The organism is Devosia sp. J20-27 (assembly GCF_055808595.1).
On sequence record NZ_CM147875.1, the window covers coordinates 2,682,118 to 2,702,919 of the forward strand.

General features: G+C 64.1%; 21 protein-coding genes. 10 read left to right on the forward strand and 11 right to left on the reverse strand.

Annotated features, from left to right (window positions below; translation table 11 throughout):
• Positions 1–224: 224 nt before the first annotated feature.
• The 4 genes from recA (at position 225) to AC0L4C_RS13225 (ending at position 4,860) form a co-directional block, all read left to right on the forward strand.
• Positions 225–1,301 carry a recombinase RecA gene (gene recA, locus AC0L4C_RS13210; protein ID WP_473400105.1) on the forward strand — a complete coding sequence of 359 codons (1,077 nt, stop codon included), beginning with the start codon at positions 225–227 and terminating at the stop codon, positions 1,299–1,301.
• Positions 1,302–1,490: 189 nt separating this feature from the next.
• Complete coding sequence (alaS, locus tag AC0L4C_RS13215) at positions 1,491–4,142, forward strand: alanine--tRNA ligase (protein WP_473400106.1); 2,652 nt, start codon at positions 1,491–1,493, stop codon at positions 4,140–4,142.
• A 125-nt stretch (positions 4,143–4,267) separates the two neighbouring features.
• Positions 4,268–4,483: an AbrB/MazE/SpoVT family DNA-binding domain-containing protein gene (locus AC0L4C_RS13220; protein ID WP_473400107.1), complete on the forward strand. Its 216-nt coding sequence runs from the start codon at positions 4,268–4,270 to the stop codon at positions 4,481–4,483.
• Positions 4,480–4,860 carry a PIN domain-containing protein gene (locus AC0L4C_RS13225; protein ID WP_473400108.1) on the forward strand — a complete coding sequence of 127 codons (381 nt, stop codon included), beginning with the start codon at positions 4,480–4,482 and terminating at the stop codon, positions 4,858–4,860. Before AC0L4C_RS13220 ends, AC0L4C_RS13225 begins: the two co-directional genes overlap by 4 nt.
• Positions 4,861–4,921: 61 nt before the next feature.
• On the opposite strand, the gene AC0L4C_RS13230 is transcribed toward AC0L4C_RS13225, so the two are convergent.
• From AC0L4C_RS13230 to AC0L4C_RS13265, 8 genes are all read right to left on the reverse strand, one after another.
• Positions 4,922–6,196 carry an O-acetylhomoserine aminocarboxypropyltransferase/cysteine synthase family protein gene (locus tag AC0L4C_RS13230; RefSeq protein ID WP_473400110.1) on the reverse strand — a complete coding sequence of 425 codons (1,275 nt, stop codon included), beginning with the start codon at positions 6,194–6,196 and terminating at the stop codon, positions 4,922–4,924.
• Between the two features lie 153 nt (positions 6,197–6,349).
• A complete protein-coding gene (locus AC0L4C_RS13235) occupies positions 6,350–7,306 on the reverse strand; it encodes a DMT family transporter (protein ID WP_473400111.1) in 957 nt (318 codons plus the stop codon).
• Between the two features lie 6 nt (positions 7,307–7,312).
• Entirely contained in the window at positions 7,313–8,266 is a 954-nt protein-coding gene (locus tag AC0L4C_RS13240) for a DMT family transporter (protein ID WP_473400112.1), read from the reverse strand.
• 116 nt (positions 8,267–8,382) lie between these two features.
• Positions 8,383–9,426, reverse strand: a complete 1,044-nt coding sequence (locus tag AC0L4C_RS13245; protein WP_473400113.1) for a glycerophosphodiester phosphodiesterase family protein — start codon at positions 9,424–9,426, stop codon at positions 8,383–8,385.
• A gap of 77 nt (positions 9,427–9,503) precedes the next feature.
• Positions 9,504–9,785: a hypothetical protein gene (locus AC0L4C_RS13250; protein WP_473400114.1), complete on the reverse strand. Its 282-nt coding sequence runs from the start codon at positions 9,783–9,785 to the stop codon at positions 9,504–9,506.
• 152 nt (positions 9,786–9,937) lie between these two features.
• Positions 9,938–11,464, reverse strand: coding sequence for a COG3904 family protein (locus AC0L4C_RS13255; RefSeq protein ID WP_473400115.1), 1,527 nt, complete (start codon positions 11,462–11,464; stop codon positions 9,938–9,940).
• A gap of 161 nt (positions 11,465–11,625) precedes the next feature.
• Positions 11,626–12,036: a hypothetical protein gene (locus tag AC0L4C_RS13260; RefSeq protein ID WP_473400116.1), complete on the reverse strand. Its 411-nt coding sequence runs from the start codon at positions 12,034–12,036 to the stop codon at positions 11,626–11,628.
• Positions 12,037–12,235: 199 nt separating this feature from the next.
• Positions 12,236–13,450, reverse strand: coding sequence for an NADP-dependent isocitrate dehydrogenase (locus AC0L4C_RS13265; protein WP_473400117.1), 1,215 nt, complete (start codon positions 13,448–13,450; stop codon positions 12,236–12,238).
• Positions 13,451–13,587: 137 nt separating this feature from the next.
• On the opposite strand from AC0L4C_RS13265, the gene AC0L4C_RS13270 reads away from it, so the two are divergent.
• Together AC0L4C_RS13270 and fabF are read left to right on the forward strand one after the other, a co-directional pair.
• Positions 13,588–14,004 (forward strand): MarR family winged helix-turn-helix transcriptional regulator, encoded by a 417-nt coding sequence (locus AC0L4C_RS13270; protein WP_473400118.1) that lies wholly within the window; start codon positions 13,588–13,590, stop codon positions 14,002–14,004.
• 65 nt (positions 14,005–14,069) lie between these two features.
• Positions 14,070–15,335, forward strand: a complete 1,266-nt coding sequence (fabF, locus tag AC0L4C_RS13275) for a beta-ketoacyl-ACP synthase II (protein WP_473400120.1) — start codon at positions 14,070–14,072, stop codon at positions 15,333–15,335.
• On the opposite strand, the gene AC0L4C_RS13280 is transcribed toward fabF, so the two are convergent.
• Both AC0L4C_RS13280 and AC0L4C_RS13285 read right to left on the reverse strand, forming a co-directional pair.
• A complete protein-coding gene (locus AC0L4C_RS13280; RefSeq protein ID WP_473400121.1) occupies positions 15,304–15,672 on the reverse strand; it encodes a TfoX/Sxy family protein in 369 nt (122 codons plus the stop codon). The two genes, fabF and AC0L4C_RS13280, sit on opposite strands and share 32 nt — an antisense overlap.
• On the reverse strand, positions 15,672–16,118 hold the full coding sequence (locus tag AC0L4C_RS13285) for a GFA family protein (RefSeq protein WP_473400122.1): 447 nt from the start codon (positions 16,116–16,118) through the stop codon (positions 15,672–15,674). Before AC0L4C_RS13285 ends, AC0L4C_RS13280 begins: the two co-directional genes overlap by 1 nt.
• Before the next feature lie 97 nt (positions 16,119–16,215).
• Between AC0L4C_RS13285 and AC0L4C_RS13290 the strand changes: the two genes are divergently transcribed.
• From AC0L4C_RS13290 to AC0L4C_RS13305, 4 genes are all read left to right on the forward strand, one after another.
• Positions 16,216–16,782, forward strand: coding sequence for a GNAT family N-acetyltransferase (locus AC0L4C_RS13290; RefSeq protein WP_473400123.1), 567 nt, complete (start codon positions 16,216–16,218; stop codon positions 16,780–16,782).
• A 227-nt stretch (positions 16,783–17,009) separates the two neighbouring features.
• A complete protein-coding gene (locus AC0L4C_RS13295; protein ID WP_473400124.1) occupies positions 17,010–17,627 on the forward strand; it encodes a GNAT family N-acetyltransferase in 618 nt (205 codons plus the stop codon).
• A gap of 51 nt (positions 17,628–17,678) precedes the next feature.
• Positions 17,679–18,479 (forward strand): RNA methyltransferase, encoded by an 801-nt coding sequence (locus AC0L4C_RS13300; protein WP_473400125.1) that lies wholly within the window; start codon positions 17,679–17,681, stop codon positions 18,477–18,479.
• A gap of 76 nt (positions 18,480–18,555) precedes the next feature.
• Complete coding sequence (locus AC0L4C_RS13305) at positions 18,556–19,803, forward strand: MFS transporter (protein ID WP_473400126.1); 1,248 nt, start codon at positions 18,556–18,558, stop codon at positions 19,801–19,803.
• A gap of 73 nt (positions 19,804–19,876) precedes the next feature.
• Here AC0L4C_RS13305 and AC0L4C_RS13310 read toward each other — a convergent pair whose 3' ends face one another.
• Positions 19,877–20,593 (reverse strand): hypothetical protein, encoded by a 717-nt coding sequence (locus AC0L4C_RS13310; protein ID WP_473400127.1) that lies wholly within the window; start codon positions 20,591–20,593, stop codon positions 19,877–19,879.
• Between the last annotated feature and the right edge of the window lie 209 nt (positions 20,594–20,802).

A 20,802-nucleotide genomic window follows, 5' to 3' on the forward strand; every position in this document is an offset into this window, starting at 1 on the left:
CATACCCAGAGACGGCAAGCGCCTCGGGGCCCGATCCAACTTCAGCAACCGGAGGCGGTCACGCCGGCCGGGCGGAGAGGCGTGTCTGGTGCTCCGCCAGGCCGCAAATTTCGCTTGACGAGAATGAAACAAAATGAGAACAAAAGGCATACAAGAGATGCACACCTGAGCCTGCGCCGAATTGTTGTCTGCGGCGGGCGGTTATGAAACAAGGGAGACCGAAGATGGCTGCTGCAACGCCCCTGCGCGTGGTTGAAGGTGGAACTATGGACAAGGACAAGGCGCTTGCTGCAGCGCTGAGCCAGATCGAGCGGAGCTTCGGCAAGGGCACTGTGATGCGTTTCGGCGAGGGGCCGATCGCGCAGGTTGAGGCCGTATCGACCGGCTCGCTGGGTCTCGACATCGCATTGGGCATTGGCGGTCTGCCGCGTGGCCGCATCATCGAGGTTTTCGGGCCGGAAAGCTCGGGCAAGACCACGCTGGCATTGCATGTGATCGCTGAGGCACAAAAGAGCGGCGGCATCTGCGCTTTCGTCGATGCCGAGCATGCCCTCGATCCCAACTATGCCCGCAAGCTCGGCGTCAAGGTCGATGAGCTGCTGATCTCGCAGCCCGATTCCGGCGAGCAGGCGCTGGAAATCGCCGATACGCTGGTGCGGTCCGGCGCCGTCGACGTGCTGGTGGTCGATTCGGTGGCCGCACTGACGCCCAAGGCCGAACTTGAGGGCGAGATGGGCGACTTGCTGCCGGGTCTGCAGGCCCGCCTGATGAGCCAGGCGATGCGCAAGCTCACCGGTTCGATCTCCAAGTCCAAGGCGATGGTCATCTTCATCAACCAGATCCGCATGAAGATCGGGGTGATGTATGGTTCGCCGGAAACCACGACGGGCGGTAATGCGCTGAAATTCTACGCGTCGGTTCGCCTCGACATCCGTCGCATCGGCGCCATCAAGGAGCGCGAGGAAGTCATCGGCAACCAGACCCGGGTCAAGGTGGTCAAGAACAAGCTGGCGCCGCCGTTCCGGCAGGTTGAATTCGACATCATGTATGGCGAGGGCATTTCCAAGACCGGCGAGCTTCTCGACCTGGGCGTCAAGGCGGGTATCGTCGAGAAGTCGGGGGCCTGGTTCTCGTTCGACAGCCAGCGCCTGGGGCAGGGCCGCGAGAATTCGCGGCAGTTCCTCAAGGACAATCCCGAGGTTGCCAACATCATCGAAAGGGGTGTGCGCGAGAGTTCGGGGCTGCTGGGCGAGGTGCTGCTGGCCGGTCCGGAAAGCGATGACGCGGGCAGTGACGAATAGTCCGGCGCGCGTGCGCCGGTCCAGGCCGAATTGAACTGCAACGGCGCCGGCTCACCGGCGCCGTTTGCTTTTGGGCGCGCCAACCGACCGCTTTGCTGGACAGAGGCGGGAGCCCCGCGATAGAAGGCCTTTCCATCGTTTTTCATGGCGGGGCCGCGGTCCCGCCTTTTGCTGCCAAGAAGAGTTCTCATGACGACGAGCGTGAACGATATCCGGTCCAGTTTTCTCGGCTATTTCGAGAAGAACGGCCACGAAGTGGTGGCTTCGAGCCCGCTCGTGCCGCGCAACGATCCGACGCTGATGTTCACCAATGCCGGCATGGTGCAGTTCAAGAACGTCTTCACCGGCGTCGAGAAGCGGCCCTACTCGACGGCGACGACGTCGCAGAAATGCGTGCGCGCCGGCGGCAAGCACAATGACCTCGACAATGTCGGCTTCACGGCACGCCACCACACGTTCTTTGAAATGCTCGGCAATTTCTCGTTCGGCGACTATTTCAAGGCCGAGGCGATCGAGTTTGCCTGGTCGCTGATCACCAGGGAATGGGGCCTGCCCAAGGCCAAGCTCACCGCCACCATATATGAGGATGACGACGAGGCGCTCGAACTCTGGAAGAAGATTTCGGGGCTGCCCGAGGATCGCATCGTGCGGCTCGGCGCCAAGTCCAATTTCTGGCAGATGGGCGATACCGGTCCCTGCGGGCCGTGCTCGGAAATCTTCTACGATCACGGCGAGAAATACTGGGGCGGCCCTCCGGGCACGCCCGAGGAAGATGGGGACCGCTTTGTCGAGATCTGGAACCTGGTGTTCATGCAGTTCGAGCAGGCCGCCGACGGCTCGCGGACCGGGCTCCCCAAGCCTTCCATCGACACCGGCGCCGGGCTCGAGCGCGTGGCCGCCGTCATGCAGGGCACCAACAACAATTACGAGATCGACCTCTTCCGCTCGCTGATCGCCTCGGCGCAACAGGCGATCGGTTACAACGGCGAGAGCTCTAATGCCAGCCTGCGGGTCATCGCCGATCACCTGCGCTCGATGAGCTTTCTGATTGCCGAGGGCGTGCTGCCGTCCAACGAGGGCCGTGGCTATGTGCTGCGCCGCATCATGCGTCGCGCCATGCGCCATGCGACCCTGCTCGGGGCCAGCGAGCCGGTCATCCACAAGATCGTGCCGACGCTGGTGCGTGAGATGGGCCAGGCCTATCCCGAACTGGTGCGCGGCGAGGCGATGATCGCCGAAACCGTCGAGCTCGAGGAGAACCGCTTCCTCAAGACGCTGGGCCGTGGTCTGCAGATTCTGGAGGCCGAGGCCAGGGATCTGAACGAAGGCGGCGTGCTCGATGGCGGCACCGCCTTCAAGCTCTACGACACTTACGGTTTTCCGCTCGATTTGACGCAGGACGCCCTGCGCACCCGCGGCATCACCGTCGACACCTCTGCCTTTGATGCCGCCATGGCGGCGCAGAAGGCCGAGGCGCGCAAGAGCTGGTCGGGCTCGGGCGAGGCGGCGACCGACCAGATCTGGTACGCGGTCGCCGATGCTGTCGGTCCTACCGAATTCCTCGGCTACGAGACCGAGACTGCCGAGGGCGCCGTCACGGCTCTGGTCAAGGGTGGCCAGCAGGTCACTGAACTGGCGGCCGGCGACGAAGGCTTTGTGGTGCTCAACCAGACGCCGTTCTATGGCGAAAGCGGCGGCCAGGTTGGCGATATGGGCCAGCTTGCCGGCGAGGGCATCGCGGCCGACGTGCTCGATACGGTCAAGCATCATGGCGTTTTCGGCCACCGGGTGAAGGTGGAAAAAGGTACGCTGCGGATCGGTTCGGCCCTGGCGCTGACGGTCGATCACGCACGCCGTTCGGCCATCCGCGCCAACCATTCGGCCACGCACCTGCTGCATGAGGCGCTGCGCATCGTGCTGGGGGGTCACGTGGCACAGAAGGGCTCGCTGGTCTCGGCCGACCGGTTGCGCTTCGATTTCGTGCACACCAAGCCGATCAGCCCCCAGGAAATGGCGCAGATCGAGGATATCGCCAACGATATCGTGCTGCAGAACACGCCCGTCGAGACGCGCCTGATGGGTATCGAGGAGGCCAAGGAGTCCGGTGCCCGCGCCCTGTTCGGCGAGAAATATGGCGACGAAGTGCGCGTCGTGGCCATGGGCGAGCCGACCGGTAACGGTCTGGGCTGGTCGGTGGAACTCTGTGGCGGCACGCATGTGCGTCGCACCGGCGATATCGGGCTGGTGTCGGTGGTCAGCGAAAGCGGCGTAGCCGCCGGCGTGCGCCGCATCGAGGCCGTCACCGGTCGTGCCGCGCGGCATCGTGGCAATGACAATATCCGCATCGTCGAGAGCGCGGCGCAGCTGCTGCGCGCCGGTTCGCATGAAGTGCTCGAGCGTATCGAGGCGCTGCAGGACAATTTCAAGAAGGCCGAGCGCGAACTCAGCGACGCCCGCAAGAAGCTGGCGCTGGGTGGCGGTGGCAGTGCCGACGGCGCTGCTGCTGCCGCAGATGAGACGGTCAATGGCGTGACCTTTGTCGGCCGCGCCGTCGAAGGCATCCTGCCCAAGGACGTCAAGGGGCTGGTCGATGCCGAAAAGAACCGCGTCGGTTCAGGGATCATTACCGTCGTGCTCAAGGGCGAGGACGGCAAGGGTACGGTGGCTGTCGGCGTCACCGACGATCTGATCGGCAAGTACAAGGCCGGTGATCTGGTGAAGCTGGCCACGGCGGCGCTGGGCGGGCAGGGTGGCGGCGGCCGTCCCGACATGGCGCAGGGCGGCGGCCCGGACGGCTCGAAATCGGCCGAGGCGATTGCGGCGGTCAAGTCCGGGCTCTGAGGTGGTGCGGGCCGCTTTCGCTTCGCCTGATGGAAGTCAGGCAATCGGCAGCGGCGATTTCGGCGGACGTTGAAACGCAACTAGTTTTGTCTTACCTTTGCGGCATCGATGCGCAGAGGTAAGACATGGCCGAGACGGCGACGCTATCCTCGAAGTTCCAGATTTCGATTCCCAAGGGGATCCGCGCTGCGCAGCAGTGGGAGGCCGGGCTGACTTTTGCCTTCATTCCCAAGGGCAGTGGCGTGCTGCTGGTGCCAGTGCCGAAGCGCGCGGCGCTCAAGGGTCTGGCGCGCGACGCGTCGGCGACCGAGTTTCGGGACCGGTCGGACCGCGTGCAGTGATCCTTGTCGATACGTCGGCCTGGATCGAATGGCTTATGGATACGCCGACCGGCGAGGCGGTAGCACCGCATCTGCCCGAAGAAGCCGAGTGGCTCGTGCCTACAATGGTGCAACTGGAACTGGCCAAGTGGGTGACGCGCGAGGTCAGCGAGGACAAGGCCGAGCAGGTGCTGGCCTTCACGCAAGTCTGCCGCGTGGCTGTCCTCGATACCGAGACGGCTTTGCTTGCAGCCGACATGTGCCGGGAGCATAAGCTCGCAACTGCCGACGCCATCGTCTATGCCTGCGCACAGCAACATGGGGCGACCCTGCTGACCTGCGACACGCACTTTGAAGGGCTTCCAGGCGTCCGGCTGGTGAAGAAGATCAGGGCCTGAACTTCGGGCGCGTAGGGCAGACCGGAGGGAATCGGGCGGCACGTCAGTGCCGCCCGGACGATCAGGCGACCTTGTCGAGCGCCTGCGAGACGTCGGCGATGATGTCGTCGATATGCTCGATGCCCACCGAGATGCGCACCAGGTCTTCGGAGACACCGGCGCGGGCCAGTTCCTCGGGCGAGAGCTGGCGATGGGTGGTCGAGGCCGGGTGACAGGCCAGCGACTTGGCATCACCGATATTGACCAGCCGCAGGATCATCTGCAGCGCATCGATGAACTGGCCGCCGGCAACGGCACCGCCCTTGATGCCGAAGCTGATGATGCCCGAGGCCTTGCCCTTGGTGATCTTCTTGGCCGTGGCGTTGTACTTGCTGTCCGGCAGCGCCGCATAGTTCACCCAGGAAATCTTGGGGTGCTTTTTCAGCCAGGCCGCCAGTGCCTCGGCATTCTCGCAATGGCGTTCCATGCGCAGGCCGAGGGTTTCGAGGCCCATCAGGAAGAGGAAGGCGCTGTGCGGCGAGAGGGCGGCGCCGGTGTTGCGCAGCGGCACGACGCGGCAGCGGCCGATATAGGCTGCAGGCCCGAGTGCCTCGGTATAGACGACGCCGTGATAGGAGGGATCGGGCTCGTTCAGGACCTTGAAGCGCTCCTTGTTCTTGACCCAGTCGAACTTGCCGCTGTCGACAATGATGCCGCCGATCGAGTTGCCGTGGCCGCCGATATATTTGGTCAGGGCGTGGACGACGATGTCGGCGCCGAACTCGATGGGCTTGCAGAGGTAGGGCGTGGCCACGGTGTTGTCGACGATCAGCGGCACGCCGTGCTTGTGGGCGATCTCGGCAAGACGCTGGATATCGACGACATTGCCGGCCGGATTACCGATGGATTCGCAGAACACCGCCTTGGTGTTGGCGTCGATGAGCGTTTCGAGGCCGTCGAAATCGCCCTGGTCGGCGAGACGCACGTCGATGCCCTGGCGCGGGAAGCTGTGCACGAACAGGTTGTAGGTGCCGCCATAGAGCTGGCTGACCGAGACGATGTTGTCGCCGACGCCGGCAATGGCCTGGATGGCATAGGTGATGGCGGACATGCCCGAGGCGACGCACAGGCCGGCGATGCCGCCTTCCATCTCGGCAACGCGCTGCTCGAGCACGGCCGTCGTCGGGTTCATGATGCGGGTATAGATGTTGCCGGGGACCGCGAGGTTGAAGAGGTCCGCACCGTGCTGGGTATTGTCGAACGTGTACGAGGTGGTCTGGTAGATCGGCACTGCTGCCGATTTGGTGGTTGCCTCCGCCGTGTAGCCGTGGTGGAGCGCGATGGATTCGAGCTTCATTGTTTTTCCTTTCGATCGTCGGGCGGTCAGAGACGCGCCTTGCCCAAGACTAGCATGCCGTGCCGGCGTCCGCGTGGCCCGCATGGGAAGATGTTTGCGCCGATTGCAGTTTTCCGGAACTGGCGTCCGCGTGCCGATGCATTCTTTGGCACGTCAGATGTCGGGAGGCCCCGGAATCGGGACCGGCTGCGGCTGTGCGCCCTGCTTGCGGGCGCGGTATTGGGCAAAGCGCCCGGAGATGCGGGCCCGGGCCCCGTCCGAGAAAATGCCGGTGATGCCGGCGACGACGACGATGCCCAGGCCGACAAGGGCCAGTCCGTCGGGCAGTTCGGCGAAGAACACGGCGCCGAGGATCAGGGCCCAGACGATCTGGCTGTATTGCAGCGGGGCGACGCGGCTGGCTGGCGAATTGGCAATGGCGCCAATCTGCAGCAGGTAGCCGGTGCCGCCACACAAGCCGCAGAGCAGCAGCAGGCCCAGTTCACCCCAGTTCGGCACCACGCCACCGAGGATCAGCACCATCAGGCCGTTGAAGACGATGGCGTACAGGGTGGGCAGCACAAACAGGCTGATGCGGCGTTCATTGCCGGATATCAGGCGGGTCAGCACCGTGGCAAAACCGGCCGAGGCGGCGCAGCCCAGAGCGGTCAGGTGGCCCAGTTCGAGTTCGCGGAAGCCCGGGCGGACCACCAGCAGCACGCCGGCAAAGCTCACCAGCACCAGGATCCAGCGTTCGATGCCGACCTCTTCCTTGAGCATCAGCACCGAGAGGATGGTGATGAAGACCGGGATCAGGAAGACGATGCAATAGGCCTCGGCCAGCGGAATGGTGATGAACGAGTAGGTGATCATCACGCTCGAGTTGAGGCGCAGCGCAGCGATAAGGTGCATGCGCCAGGGATTGTGGAAGCTGAAGGTGTCGCGCCAGCGTTCGCGCCGGGGCTTTGCGAACAGCGCAGGGATGAGGGCAAAGGTCGTGGCGATCAGGCCGACCTCGAACATGCCGACGGTCTGCCTGACGCCTTTCACGATGGCGTCGCCCCACGAATAGGTGGCGTAGGAGGCAATGGCGAGCAGGATGCCGAACTGGACAAGGGCGGGCTTGGTCATGCGGCCTCAGACGCCCGGCGGTGGTGGCGGTTTGGCGTCGTCACCAAGCGGCAGGCTGACTTCGGCCGTAACGGTCGCCGGACCGGCACCGGCCGACAGTCGCGAAAACACGCGAATCCGCGTTTCGTCGGAGACCACGTTGAGAATGCCGCCGACCGCAACGATGACCAGCCCGACATAGGCCAGAAGATCGGGATATTCGTGAAAGAAGATGGCGCCGAAAATGATGGCCCAGGCGATCTGGCTGTACTGGCCGGGGGCGATCTGGCTGGCCGGGATGCGGCGCGTCGCGGCAATAAAGAGGATATTGCCGGTGCCGCCCAACCCGCCGATGGCGAGCAGCAGGGCGAATTCCTGCCAGGTCGGCCAGTGGAAACCGGGCAGCATCAGGATGCCGTTGGCAATGACGATATAGCCCAGCGGCACGCCGATCAGGCTGACGCGTTTCTCGACGGGCGCCACCTTGCGCAGGGCGGTCGTGGTGATGGCGCCAAAGAAAGCGGCAGTGAGCGCTGCGAGGTGGCCGAGGTTGAGTTCGCGAAAACCGGGACGGACGACCAGCAGCACGCCGCAGAAGCTGGCGCCGAGGAACAGCCAGCGCTGCCACGACACCTGCTCCTTGAGCAGATGGGCGGAAAGGAAAACGATGAAGACCGGGGCGAGGAAGGCGATGGAATAGGCCTCGGCCAACGGGATGTGCACGAAGGCGTAGATGATCGCCATGTTGCCGAGCAGTCCGGCCACGCCGCGCATGTTGACCAGCCAGGGGTGCTTCATGCGCCAGAAATAGCGCCACTGCTCACCCTTGGGCTTGGTGAACACGGCCGGCAAAAACGAGAAGAGGGCGGTCCAGAATGCGATCTCGAAGACCGCGAGATCGCTGCCAAAACCTTTGATGATCGCGTCGCAGCACGAATAAAGCAGGTATGCGGAAAGCGCAAAAAGGACGCCGGCGGGCATCACGGGAAAATCCGGAAAACAAGGACTCGGAACGAGCCCACATCTCTTATGCCTTAGCCTGTCAGCCGTCGATGCTTCTATGCACATAAAGTCGGCAAACCAACTGCTACGCGCCTTCAGTTGAGAGGGCCTGCTGCGGTGCGGCCGAGTCGACTGCCTTTCGCGAGCGAACGGCCTTTCACCATAGGGCCGATGCGTTCGATGCGGTTGGTCCAGATGTAGCCGGAAAAGCCCGACGGGACCTGCGCCAGTTCCTCTGCTGTATCAATTCCATCGGTGCCGGGTTCGCCATTGTCGAGCGGGCCCAGCAGAATAACCGACGATCCGGCTGCCGCCATGCGTTGCACGAATAGATTGGGCCATCCCCAGACGAGCCAGGCGTAGTTCAACGGAACCATGACAGCGGTGTTGCGACAGGCGTCGGGCATATACCCGGTCCAGCCCAGGCCGAGGTATTGCAGCAGGCAGTCCTTGACGCCGCGCGACGAAAAAGCGACCAGCGGTCGATCTGGCGCTTGCGTGGGGTGCAGCAGGTCGCGAGCCCGCCAGGTTGGTTCGCTGCCGCCGTAGACCCCCCATATTTCGTCGCGCCAGTCCGGCTGCGCGTTCAGAACGTCCGCCAGCATGTCGCCTTCACGCGCTTCGCGGCTCTTGAAATTGACAAGGAAGCGACCCTCCGGGAAGTCGGTCAGGACCTCGCTGATCTCCGGCATCATGCCAATGCCCTTGCCGCGGAACGGGTAGGTCGCGCCGTCATCGCTGGTATAACCGTAACCGATGTCGAGCGCTTTGAGGGTGGTCATGTCCTGCTCCCGGGTGACCCCGGTGCCCTGGGTGCGGCAGTCGATGGTCCAGTCATGGTAGACGGCCAGCCTGCCGTCGGTCGTGGGGTGGACGTCGAACTCGACGACGTCGGCTCCGGCCGCGAAAGCGGCGCGCATCGACGGAATCGTGTTTTCAAGGAAGGTGTGGGTCGGTGCTTCGATACGAACGGCACTGCAGCCATCATTGCCCAGGCCGGCCGAGTTGAAGTTCTGGTGCACACCGCGATGAGCGATGATTTTGATTGCACCGGGCAGCGGTGTCACTCGCCAACTGGCGTTAAACACATAGACCGCCGCAACGCATGCCAGCAGCCCCAGTATGACCCGTTTCAGCATAGGGCCCCCCAAGCGAATTGGGGAACCTTATGTGTGTTTCAGGCTGAACTATGTCGGGCTGCTGGCTGCTGCGAGGATCAGCAGGCGGTGAGCACCCGCGCGCCGAGCGGCAGAAGCTTGAGTTCCCACAGACTGCCGCAAGGCGGTGGCGACGGGGTCGGTTCTGCCGGCTTGGAGGTCAGGGATGGCGCGAGGGTCGCGGTCTGGTTGCGCAGGTCGCAGAAGCCACCTTCGCGCTTGAAGCCTTCGGGTGCCGTTTCCGGGCATTGCACGGCGGCGGCCGGCGTGGCGACCAGCACGGTGGGGACGGCAAAGCTCGAACTGCTAAGGACGGCGGCCAGGATCAGGCGTTTGAACACTACAACGACTCCGGGATGAGGCACGGACCGGCCAGACGCCGGATTGGCTCTCATCCCACCGCCAAAACCTTTCGGTCCGGTAAAATGCCGGTGCGGCATTTGGTGCCCGCAGACGAGGCCGCGGCGATTGCGGCCTCGTCTGCTGCATGGTGTCAGCAGCCCAGCCTGAGGCCCTGGAACTCGGCGGCGCACTGGATCTGCCGGAGCAGGGCGGTCTGCTCGGCTGTGGCGGGCGAACCGTCGACATTGCTGACGAAGGCGCGGATGACGGTGGCCTCTTCACCCTTGATGAAGCCGAACCAGGTGAACGGCGTGCCATCCTTGTAGGTGCCCTCGCGAATGAATCCGGCATCGTTGGCGGCGTTATTGGAGAAGCTCAGCCCGGTGCCGGGGTCGCCGACGGCGCTGTCGAACAGCAGCTTCGAGCCGGTCTGCTCGAACACCCAGACATCGCCGATATGCGAGATCCGGGTGGACGGGGTGGTGACGGCCACTTCGAGCGCCGGGTCCATGCTGGCGTGGGCGGGCGGCGCTACCGATACGAAGCGGTTGGCGGCAATGGCCAGTTCGCCCGGCAGGTTGAGGCTGTCGATGGTGACGCCGACGGGCAGCCAGTAGTGGTTCATCGGTCCCTTCTGCAGGATGCGCTTGACCGGGTTGTGGCCGCGGCCGGCCGTGGACCAGCCGGTCTGGTTGTTGAAGAACGTCGTGTCGGGCGCAATCGTGCCGTCGATACCGGGGGTGAAGTAGAGCGCGACTTCCATCTTGTCGGTGATGCCTGCAGCAGCGTCGGGCATGCCGCACGATCCGATATCGAGGACGCGGTCGTTCCAGTGGTAGCCCGAGATGGTCCGGCCCTGCTTGTCGGTGCCCAGATTGTCCTGCCAGGGCATATCGAAGAAATTCTGGTAGCTCAGCGGATCGCCACGCTCGTCGATGGCCAGCAGGCGCATGCAGGCGTGCTTTACGGCGCTCGGCAGATCGGTGATCCAGTCCCTTGCCGGCGTCGGCGGCAGGGCGGCGCGCACCAGGTAATAGTCGTCAGCGCCGACAATGTCGTAGGTCTGGTCGGGGCCCTTGCCGAGCATGAAGTGGATGATTTCGGGGTCGACGTTCCACTTGACCAGTTCGCGCACCATGCGCGACAGGCTGTCCCGGCTTTCGCCCATCATCTCGTTGGCGCCGCGTTCTTCCAGCGCCTGCAGGAAAGAGGCTTCGTCACGGTAGGGCGAGTGGAACCCGAGGATGCCGCCGGGCTCGATCTGGCGGTCGACATAGGTGCCGAGGCTTTCCATCGAGGAATAGCCGGAGCCGCCCAGGAAGGCGAAGGCACAGGCCGAGTAGCAGCGGGCGTCCTTTTCGATGACCGTGGCGATGTGGTTCTCGCGCAGGAAGTCGGCGAGTGCGAGCCCCTCGAAATAGGCGCCGCCCGGACCGTTCAGGGTGAGCACGGCGGTCGAGCCGCCATCGGGTCCCAGGCACTCGAGGCGGCATTTGACAAAGGACTGGAACATGCCGCGCAGCAGGTCGACATCGCCGGTGGCGGTTTCGCCCTCATAGTGCAGATGCGGCACCGGATTGGAGGCCGAATACTGCATGGAGACGATGGATATGGACGCCGCCTGGGCGGATAACGTGCCGGCAAGGCACAGAGCGACGGCAAGTGCGAACTTGAGCATACAGTAACCCCCTCAAAACCCTCATGGATGTTCTAGGGGGTAAGACGCCCGTGTCGCAACGATCCTTGGTGCGATATTTGAAAAAAGTGAACCTATCTGTCGGCAGGCAGCTCCCGGCAGCTTCTGGCGCCAGCGTTGCTGAGGCCCATGCGAGGGCGGCGTCAGTCCGCGACGCAGCCATTCTCCCACAGCGAGGCGTTGTTGATGTTCCGCCGTCGCTCCGGGATGAAGGGCGGCTTGCAGGCATGGACGCTGCTGGCGATCTGCCTGCCAGGCAGCCCGGTCGCCGTATCGGTGGTCTGCCCAGGGTCGAGCAGGTAAAGCCTGCAATCGTCTGCGGCCGCATCCGACGGCCGGCATACCGTGACATTGACCGGTTCCTCGCAGCTATTGACGAGGGCAGCGCCTTGTTTGGCCACGCAATGGGCAGCGTCGGCGGCGAATTCGGGCTGCAGGAGCTGCTGCACAAAGAAGGCGCCGACAATGGCGATGACGATGAGCAGCATGGCGCGCCAGGGGGAGCGCTTGAATCCCGGTTTCTTGTCTAGTGGGACCTTGGATTGATCGTTCATCTGTCGGCCGTCTCCGGTTCAGGAGAGGAGAGAGCCAATCCCGGTTCGACGCCCACGGGCGCCATCGTCAGCTGCAACCTGCTGTCACGCACAAAAAAGTGCGGCTCCGCAGGGGAGCCGCACCGAAGATTTCAGTCAAGTCACAAGGCCGATGTGCGTGGCGCGCGGCGACACCGGCTGTCGGCCGCGCCGCGCTGGATCAGACGCCCATGGCCTTCTTGAGGTTGGTGTCGATGGCATCGAGGAAGGCGAGGGTCGAGAGCCACTTCTGGTCCGGGCCGACCAGCAGCGCCAGATCCTTGGTCATCTGGCCGCCTTCGACGGTGTCGATGCAGACCTTTTCCAGCGTGTCGGCGAAATTGGCCAGTTCGGTGTTACTGTCGAGCTTGGCGCGGTGCGCGAGGCCACGGGTCCAGGCAAAGATCGAGGCGATGGAGTTGGTCGAGGTCTCCTTGCCCTGCTGGTGCTGGCGATAATGGCGGGTGACGGTGCCGTGCGCGGCCTCGGCCTCGACGACCTTGCCATCGGGGGTCATCAGCACCGACGTCATCAGGCCGAGCGATCCGAAGCCCTGGGCCACGATGTCGGACTGCACGTCGCCATCGTAGTTCTTGCAGGCCCAGACATAGCCGCCGGACCACTTGAGGGCCGAGGCCACCATGTCGTCGATCAGGCGGTGCTCGTACCAGATCTTGAGTTCGTCGAACTTGGCCTTGTAGTCGCGGTCGAAGATCTCCTGGAAGATGTCCTTGAAGCGCCCGTCATAGACCTTGAGGATGGTGTTCTTGGTCGAGAGGTAGCACGGCACCTTGCGGTTGATGGCGTAGTTGAACGAGGCGTGGGCGAAATCGGCGATGGAATCGTCGAGGTTGTACATGCCCATGGCGACGCCTGCAGAAGGGGCGTCAAAGACGTCGTATTCCTGCACCGTGCCGTCATCGCCGACGAATTTCATCGTCAGCTTGCCCTTGCCGGGGAACTTGAAATCGGTGGCGCGGTACTGATCGCCGAACGCGTGGCGGCCGACGATGATCGGCTGGGTCCAGCCGGGCACCAGGCGCGGCACGTTGTTCATGATGATGGGTTCGCGGAAGATCACGCCGCCCAGGATGTTGCGGATGGTGCCGTTGGGCGAGCGCCACATCTTCTTGAGCTTGAACTCTTCGACACGGCCTTCATCGGGGGTGATGGTGGCGCACTTGATGCCGACGCCGTGCTTCTTGATGGCGTTGGCCGCATCGATCGTCACCTGATCGTCGGTGGCGTCGCGGTTCTCAACGCTGAGGTCGTAATACTCGATGTCGAGATCGAGGTACGGCAAGATCAGCTTGTCCTTGATCGCCTGCCAGATGATGCGGGTCATCTCGTCGCCGTCGAGATCGACGACGGGGTTGGCGACTTTAATCTTGGGCATGCTGGACTCCTCGACAGTGAATTTTTCAGGCCCGCCTATAGCACGAAACGCCCGCAATGAAAGGCCACGGCGCGTTCTCCATTGGATGCATTCGTGGTCGTGATTGACACCGTGCATATACACACTATGTATCGAGAATGACCGACGACTTCACGCTCTGCATGGTTTCGAATGCCCGCATGGCCGCGCGCGCCGTCACCCGGCGCTACGACGCCTATGCGCGGCCCTACGGCATCACGGCGACGCAATTCTCGCTGCTCGGCACAATCGTGGCGTCGGGCGAACAGACAGTCAGCGATCTGGCCGAAAAGCGCGGCTTCGAACGGACGACGCTGACCCGCAACCTGGACCGGCTGGAGAAGATGGGGCTGATCGAATCCCGGCCAGCCGCCCAGGGCAATGGCCGCGTCTGCGGTCTGAGCGCCAAGGGCCGGGACATGCTCGACGAGCTGTTGCCGGTGTGGCGACGGGCGCAAGCCGAGATTCGCGCGGAGCTGGGCGAAGCGGGTTTTGCCGACACCGTTTCGACGCTTAAGCGCCTCGCAGCCATCTAGATAGCCTCGACGGCAGAGGCCTTGAACTCAACACTGTGTATCTACACGGAACAAAGGATGACACTATGACCGAAGATCCGATCGTTGTTACCGGCATGGGTGCCGTGAGCCCGCTGGGCGTTTCGGTGGATACCAACTGGCAGCGGCTGAGTGCCGGCCAGAGCGGCATCGTCAGGAATACCCGCTTCGACGTTTCTGCCTACGGCGCGCATGTGGCCGGGCTGGTGCCGGACAAGGCCGATGACGCACACGGCTTTGATCCGCTCGATGCGGTCGATGCCAAGGACGTCAAGAAGATGGATCTCTTCATCCAGTATGGCATTGCGGCCGCGCAGGAGGCACTGGCGCAGGCCAACTGGCTGCCGACCAGCGAAGAGGACAAGGCGGCGACGGCGACCATCATCGGCACCGGCGTCGGCGGCTCCCCGGTGATGGCCGAAGCGGCCAAGACTATTCTGGAACGCGGCCCGCGGCGGCTGTCGCCTTTCACCGTTCCCAGCTTCCTCCCCAATCTCGCGGCGGGCTGGATCTCCATCCTTTATGGCTTCAAGGGCGCCATTGGCGCACCGGTCACTGCCTGTGCGGCATCGGCGCAGGCGATCGGCGACGGCATGCGGCTGATCCTTACCGGCGAGGCCGAAGTGGCCGTGGTCGGCGGGGCCGAGGGCTCGATCGATCCAATCTCGGTAGGCGGGTTCGGCGCGGCGCGGGCGCTCTCGACCGGCTTCAATGACAATCCGAGCCAGGCGTCGCGGCCGTTCGACGTGCGGCGCGACGGCTTCGTTCTCGCCGAAGGGGCTGCGGTCCTCGTGATCGAACGGCTGAGCCATGCGCAGGCGCGCGGCGCGACGCCGCTCGCCATTCTCTCGGGCTATGGCACCTCGGCCGACGCCTATCATCTGACGGCCGGCGAGCCGACCGGGGCAGGGGCGCAGGTGGCGATGCGCAATGCGCTCAAGATGGCCCGGCTGTCACCCGGCGAGATCGACTATATCAACGCTCACTCGACCTCGACCCAGGTCGGCGACGCGGCGGAAATCGCCGGCATTTCGGCGGTGTTCGCCAATCGCGGCAAGGACCTCGCCATCTCTTCGACCAAGTCGGCGACGGGCCATCTGATGGGGGCGGCGGGCGCGCTGGAATCGGTCTTTGCCATTCTCGCCATCCGCAACGGACTGGCGCCGGCCACACTGAACCTCGAAGAGTTTAATGTCGGCGCGCAGTTCGACCTTGTGCCCAAGGTCGCCAAGGCCAAGTCGATCCGGCACGTTCTGTCGAATTCGTTCGGCTTTGGCGGGGTCAACGCTTCGCTGGTGTTTTCGGCGGCTTAGCGTCCTTGGGCGGCAGCGTCCGCACGAAGCTCTCGGCGTAGTCGATCCAGCCCTGCAGCGCCTCGTCGGTCTCGATGCCGTCGTCATTGACTTCGACGAAGCCCGACATGGCCCGGCCCGTGAATGTCATCGGGCCGGCCCCGGGCCGGGTCAGTGCCTCGTCATAATTGTCCTTGCCGACGCGGGCCAGCAGGCTGCCGGTCTTGAGCGGTCCGACCAGCATATGGCCGTTGATCATGAAGCAGACGCCGCCCATCATCCGCTTCTCCACCAGGTCGGGGCGCGGGCCGAGGATGGCGCGGATGCGGCTGGCGAGGGCGTCGGAGGCTTCGGACATCAGGACGGCTCCGTCTGGCGGTAAGTATCGTGCCGGGGCAGGTCGGCGGCGACCACATCCCACTCGCGATGGCTGCGGGCAAAGATCAGCTGGTTCGGCTTGAACCAGTCGGCCGCGGCCGCGCCGAACAGTCCGACCGGGATATTGACCAGCGTGCCGGCACGGCTCGACTGGGCATAAACGGGTGTCCCGCAGGTCGGGCAGAACCAGCGCGTCAGTTCGGCACCGGACTCGGCGGGACGCGCGAACCGGCTGGTTTTGCCGCTGACAGTGACGTCCGCAGCGCGCATCAGCACAATGGCGGCGTGGCCGGTGCCGGTCGAGGTCTGGCAATCCTCGCAGGCACACATGAACATCGACCGGACGATGCCTTTGGCATGCAGACTGACGGCGCCGCAGCTGCAGCACACTGTCAGATCGATTTCTGGTCGGGTTGGGGCCTGCATGGTGAAAGCGTGACATGCTCCGTGCCGGCCGGCAAGCGGCCCTGCAGGTCTTGCCGAGCGTGCCGGCAACGACTATTCGGCAGACTGGGAGATACGCATGGTCTTTGTTCCGCGCCTGCCGATCGAGACCGAGAGGTTGCTGTTGCGCGCCTTCACGCGTCGTGACGTCGATGCCGTGTTCGCCTACCGGCAACGCGATGATGTCGCCCGGTATCTCTTCGACGAACCGATGAGCCGCGAGACCTGCGCGGAAACCGTGCAGACCCGCACCAATGAGACGTGCTGGGAAGAAGAGGGCGATCGCATCGTGCTGGCGGTGGAACGCAGGCACGACCACCTGATGATCGGCGAACTGTCGCTGATCCAGCGCAACGAAGTCGCCCGACAGGCGGAGATCGGCTACATCTTTCATCCCGACTATCAGGGCGTGGGCTATGCCACCGAGGCGGTGCGCGAACTGGTCCGACTTGGCTTCGAGGCGGGCGGTGTGCACCGCATCTTTGCGCGGTGCGATGCGCGCAACGTGCGCTCCTACCGGCTGATGGAGCGGATCGGCATGCGCCGCGAGGCGCATTTCCGCGAGCACGTGCTGGTCAAGGGCGTCTGGGACGAGGAGTTGATCTACGCCCTGCTGGAAGACGAATGGGCCGCCAGGTCAGTCTAGCTGACCGTTCTTCCTCAGATTTCGGCGGTCACTGAAGTGACTATCAAGACTACGCCTTATTGTCCGTCTCTTATCTATTGACCGAGTTTGTCCTGCGCGCCGCCGCCCCGGCTCGCGCGCCAAAACCAGCGCCACTGACTCTGCGGCAAGTTGTCCGGTGACCTTTCGGAACCGGAGCGCCAGACCAAAGTTGGTAGAGGACGGACCCCGAGGAGAGGACAGAGGACATGACACGCAAAGATTTGCCCATTGAGACCGAAAGGCTGCTGCTGCGGCCGTTCAAATCATCGGACCTGGATGCGATGATGGCCTATCACGCGCTGCCGGACGTGCAGCGCTATCTCGACTGGACGGCGCGCGACCGCGCCGAGGTCGAGGCTGCACTTGCCGCCATGGTCAAGCAGAGCCGTCTGACGCGACCCGGCGACATCTTTCATCTCGCCATTGTGCGTAAGGACGACAACCAGCTGATCGGCCAGATTTCCTTGCGTTGGACGGACGCAACTGCAGCCCAGGCGGAACTGCGCTGCATCCTCAGCCCGGAGCACCGCGAGCAGGGTTACGCCACCGAGGCCGTGCAGGCGATGGTCGATCACGGTTTCAACGTCTTTCACTTCCACCGCATCTTCGCCCATTGTGCCGGCAAGGACGAGCCGGCCAAGCGCCTGCTCAAGGGCATCGGCATGCGGCTCGAAGCGCATTTCCGCGAACATGCGCTGTTCCAGGGAGAGTGGGACGAAGAACTGCACTTCGCCGTGCTCAACCGTGAGTGGCGCCGCAGCGACAAGGTTCGTGACCTGCCGCGCCGGACTGACGCCGAGATTTCGCGCAACCTCGTCGCCTGACGCTTGCACTTTGGTCTGTTCCCGGCCTATCTGCGCCCAAAAGAGGCATAGATGGCCGGCACAGACAGAACCCAGGACATCATCTTCCGGCCCAGTCCGGCCGTCATTCTCTGCGAGCCGCAGCTCGGGGAGAATATCGGCACGGCTGCGCGGGCCATGGCCAATTTCGGGCTCTGGGACCTGCGCATCGTCAATCCGCGGGATGGCTGGCCGAACGAGAAGGCCGTTGCTGCGGCGTCCCGCGCCGATCACGTGATCGAACGGGTCCGCGTCTTTCCGACGCTGGATGAGGCCATTGCCGATCTGTCGCTGGTCTTCGCCACCACGGCGCGGCGGCGCGACCTGCAGAAGCCGGTCTATGGTCCCGAAGAAGGGGCGCAGCGCGTCGTCTCGCATATCGCGGGCGGCGCGGCGGCCGGTATCCTCTTCGGGCGCGAGAAGTGGGGCCTGCTCAACGAGGAAGTGGCGCTGGCCGATGCCATTGTCACCTTCCCGGTCGAGACCGCCTTTGCCTCGCTCAATATCGCCCAGGCGGTGCTGTTGATGGCCTATGAATGGCGCCAACAGATCGAGCGCGGCGAGGACCTGCCGTTCACCGGCGGCATGGAGCCGGCCGCCCCACGTGCCGAACTGCTGGAACTCTTCGGCCAGCTCGAGGAAACGCTCGACCGGACAGGCTTTTTCAAGACCGCCGACAAGCGGCCGACCATGGTCGACAACATGCGTTCGGTGTTTTCACGCGCCGCCATGACCTCGCAGGAAATCCGGACGCTACGTGGCGTGATCTCCTCGATCGACCGTGCTCACCTCCGCCAGCGCCCCGATCGCAAGCCGCGCGACAGCGAAGAATAGTCCGCCTGCCACTTTCCGACCGTCGCAAAACTATCCTTTGACGCGATGCGGACCGCGTGGCATTGCCTGCGACACAATGACCGACCTTCCTCCCGCGCCAGCGCGTTCGTCGCTGGCTTTCAGCTACATCGGCTTCCGGTTCTTCTGGCTCACGACGCTCAGCGTCAGCTTTGCCGTGCAGATCATGTCGGTGTCGATCGCCTGGCAGATCTACGATGTCACCGGCGAGCCGTTCCTGCTCGGGCTGGTGGGGCTGTCGCTGTTCGCGCCGTCGCTGATCCTGATCCTGATCACCGGGCTCGTGGCCGACCGGTTCAACCGGCGGATGATCATGGCGGTCTGCCTCGGGGTGGAATTTGCCTGCGCGCTGGGCTTTCTAGCCTTCGTCAACGCCGAGGCGCATGAAGTCTGGCCGATCTTCGGTATCCTCGTGGCGCTGGGGACGGCGCGCGCCTTCTGGGGGCCGGCGGCACAGTCGCTGGCGCCCAATCTGGTGCCGCCGGAGGCGCTGGCCAACGCCATTACCGTCAATGCCTCGGCCTGGCAGTTCGCGTCGATCGTCGGTCCCGCCGTGGGCGGATTGCTCTACGGCATCGCGCCGACTGTGGCTTTCGGCAGCGGGGCGGCACTGCTCGTGCTGGGTTTCGTGGCAGTCCTGCTGATCCCCAAGCCTGCCCGCAAGGACTCGGGGCAGGCGACCAGCCTCGAAACCATGCTTGCCGGCTTTCGCTACATCTTTTCCAACAAGGTGGTGCTGGGCGCCATCTCGCTCGACATGTTCGCAGTGATGATGGGCGGCGCCGTGGCGCTGCTGCCGATCTATGCCAAGGACATCCTGCACGCCGGTCCGGCCGAACTGGGCTATCTGCGGGCCGCGCCGGGGATCGGCGCCATCGTCATGGCGCTGGTGCTGACCCGCTTCCCGATCCGCGATCACGCCGGCAAGCTGCTGTTCCTGTTCGTCGGTCTGTTCGGCGTCTTCACCATTCTCTTCGGCTTTTCGACCACGATCTGGATCTCGGTACCGGCGCTGGCGCTGGTGGGGGCCTCCGACATGGTGAGCGTCACCATTCGCGAAACCATCATGCAGCTCTGGACCCCCGAGGAGGTGCGCGGTCGCGTCAACGCCGTCAATTCGGTGTTCATCGGCGCCTCGAACGAACTGGGCGAGTTCCGCGCCGGGTCGGTGGCGCATGTCATCGGACCCGTGCCGGCGGTAGTGCTGGGCGGTGTTGGCTCGGTGGCCATCGCCATCATCTGGAGCCGCATCTTCCCCGGCCTGCGCGACCAGCGGTCTCTCGCCAAGCGGATGGTCGAGGGCTGATCGGCACCCCACAACGCAAAAAAGACCGCCGACCTTTCCGTCATCTGCCTTTTTTGGGGCGTGGTAGGCCCGCTTAGTTGCTGGTTGACGTGACGTAGACGGTGAGGTCGTCACCCGACGAGGTGGCGCCGACAACATCGGCCACGGCTGCGCCGCGGGCCTGGATGGCGGCCACGGCCGCGCTGTTGCCTTCGAGATCGGCACGGACACTGGCAGCGCCTTCAGCGGCCAGCGCTGCCGTCACGTCTTCGGACGCACAATCGCCGATCACCACGACGCGGACATTGGTTGCCGAAGCCAGCTTGGACGTATCGAGTTCGCCCATGCTGGTGATCGTGCCCTCGATGCCGCTGTCACCGCACGACACGCTCTCTTCGGCCGAGGCCATCATCATGGCGTCGGCCTGGGCGAGTTCGTCGTCGTTGAGCACCCCGTCGCCATCAGCGTCGAGATTGACCGTAGCGCCCGTCTGGGCCGACAGCGACGTGTTGGCCGCGGCGATTTCATCGGCGTCGATGGTGCCATCGGCATTGGCGTCCAGCGTCAGCGATGCCCCAGTCGAGCTGCTGCCCGAGCCGGAGTTTGCCGTCGTGCCGGAGGTCGCCTGGGCATTGGCGTCAACGCCAGCGGCAGCGGCGGCATCGGCACCGGCGCCCGAGACTTCGCCCGCTGCGGTGGCGGCAGCATTGCCGGCCGCGTTGGTCGTGGTGGTTGCGGTCTGGGCAAAAGCGGCGCTCGATGCGCTCAGCATCAGCGCAGCAGCGATAGATAGAATGGATGTTGATTTCATTGTATGTTTCTCCAGGTGGAAGTGCTCCCCGTGGAGATGACAACGAGCGCAACGCTACTCCGTTGCGAGAAAATTCCCGCAGAATCAGAGCTCTATCTGCCGTCGGGATAACCAATGTTATTGACCGCCCGGATGCATTGTCCGCCGTGGCCGCCCGGCGCGGCGTCCTGCCCGCGGCCATCCGGAAGCTGGTGAGACCGGCGCAGCTT

What these genes read in the sequence shown, in the direction of transcription:
- AC0L4C_RS13270 (WP_473400118.1), top strand. Translation starts at nt 13,588, where the DNA reads ATGACCGACGACTTCACGCTCTGCATGGTTTCGAATGCCCGCATGGCC.
- AC0L4C_RS13265 (WP_473400117.1), bottom strand. Translation starts at nt 13,450, where the DNA reads ATGCCCAAGATTAAAGTCGCCAACCCCGTCGTCGATCTCGACGGCGAC.
- AC0L4C_RS13240 (WP_473400112.1), bottom strand. Translation starts at nt 8,266, where the DNA reads ATGCCCGCCGGCGTCCTTTTTGCGCTTTCCGCATACCTGCTTTATTCG.
- AC0L4C_RS13255 (WP_473400115.1), bottom strand. Translation starts at nt 11,464, where the DNA reads ATGCTCAAGTTCGCACTTGCCGTCGCTCTGTGCCTTGCCGGCACGTTA.
- AC0L4C_RS13230 (WP_473400110.1), bottom strand. Translation starts at nt 6,196, where the DNA reads ATGAAGCTCGAATCCATCGCGCTCCACCACGGCTACACGGCGGAGGCA.
- AC0L4C_RS13260 (WP_473400116.1), bottom strand. Translation starts at nt 12,036, where the DNA reads ATGAACGATCAATCCAAGGTCCCACTAGACAAGAAACCGGGATTCAAG.
- AC0L4C_RS13295 (WP_473400124.1), top strand. Translation starts at nt 17,010, where the DNA reads ATGACACGCAAAGATTTGCCCATTGAGACCGAAAGGCTGCTGCTGCGG.
- fabF (WP_473400120.1), top strand. Translation starts at nt 14,070, where the DNA reads ATGACCGAAGATCCGATCGTTGTTACCGGCATGGGTGCCGTGAGCCCG.
- AC0L4C_RS13305 (WP_473400126.1), top strand. Translation starts at nt 18,556, where the DNA reads ATGACCGACCTTCCTCCCGCGCCAGCGCGTTCGTCGCTGGCTTTCAGC.
- AC0L4C_RS13245 (WP_473400113.1), bottom strand. Translation starts at nt 9,426, where the DNA reads ATGCTGAAACGGGTCATACTGGGGCTGCTGGCATGCGTTGCGGCGGTC.
- recA (WP_473400105.1), top strand. Translation starts at nt 225, where the DNA reads ATGGCTGCTGCAACGCCCCTGCGCGTGGTTGAAGGTGGAACTATGGAC.
- AC0L4C_RS13300 (WP_473400125.1), top strand. Translation starts at nt 17,679, where the DNA reads ATGGCCGGCACAGACAGAACCCAGGACATCATCTTCCGGCCCAGTCCG.
- AC0L4C_RS13285 (WP_473400122.1), bottom strand. Translation starts at nt 16,118, where the DNA reads ATGCAGGCCCCAACCCGACCAGAAATCGATCTGACAGTGTGCTGCAGC.
- AC0L4C_RS13290 (WP_473400123.1), top strand. Translation starts at nt 16,216, where the DNA reads ATGGTCTTTGTTCCGCGCCTGCCGATCGAGACCGAGAGGTTGCTGTTG.
- AC0L4C_RS13280 (WP_473400121.1), bottom strand. Translation starts at nt 15,672, where the DNA reads ATGTCCGAAGCCTCCGACGCCCTCGCCAGCCGCATCCGCGCCATCCTC.
- AC0L4C_RS13220 (WP_473400107.1), top strand. Translation starts at nt 4,268, where the DNA reads ATGGCCGAGACGGCGACGCTATCCTCGAAGTTCCAGATTTCGATTCCC.
- AC0L4C_RS13310 (WP_473400127.1), bottom strand. Translation starts at nt 20,593, where the DNA reads ATGAAATCAACATCCATTCTATCTATCGCTGCTGCGCTGATGCTGAGC.
- AC0L4C_RS13235 (WP_473400111.1), bottom strand. Translation starts at nt 7,306, where the DNA reads ATGACCAAGCCCGCCCTTGTCCAGTTCGGCATCCTGCTCGCCATTGCC.
- alaS (WP_473400106.1), top strand. Translation starts at nt 1,491, where the DNA reads ATGACGACGAGCGTGAACGATATCCGGTCCAGTTTTCTCGGCTATTTC.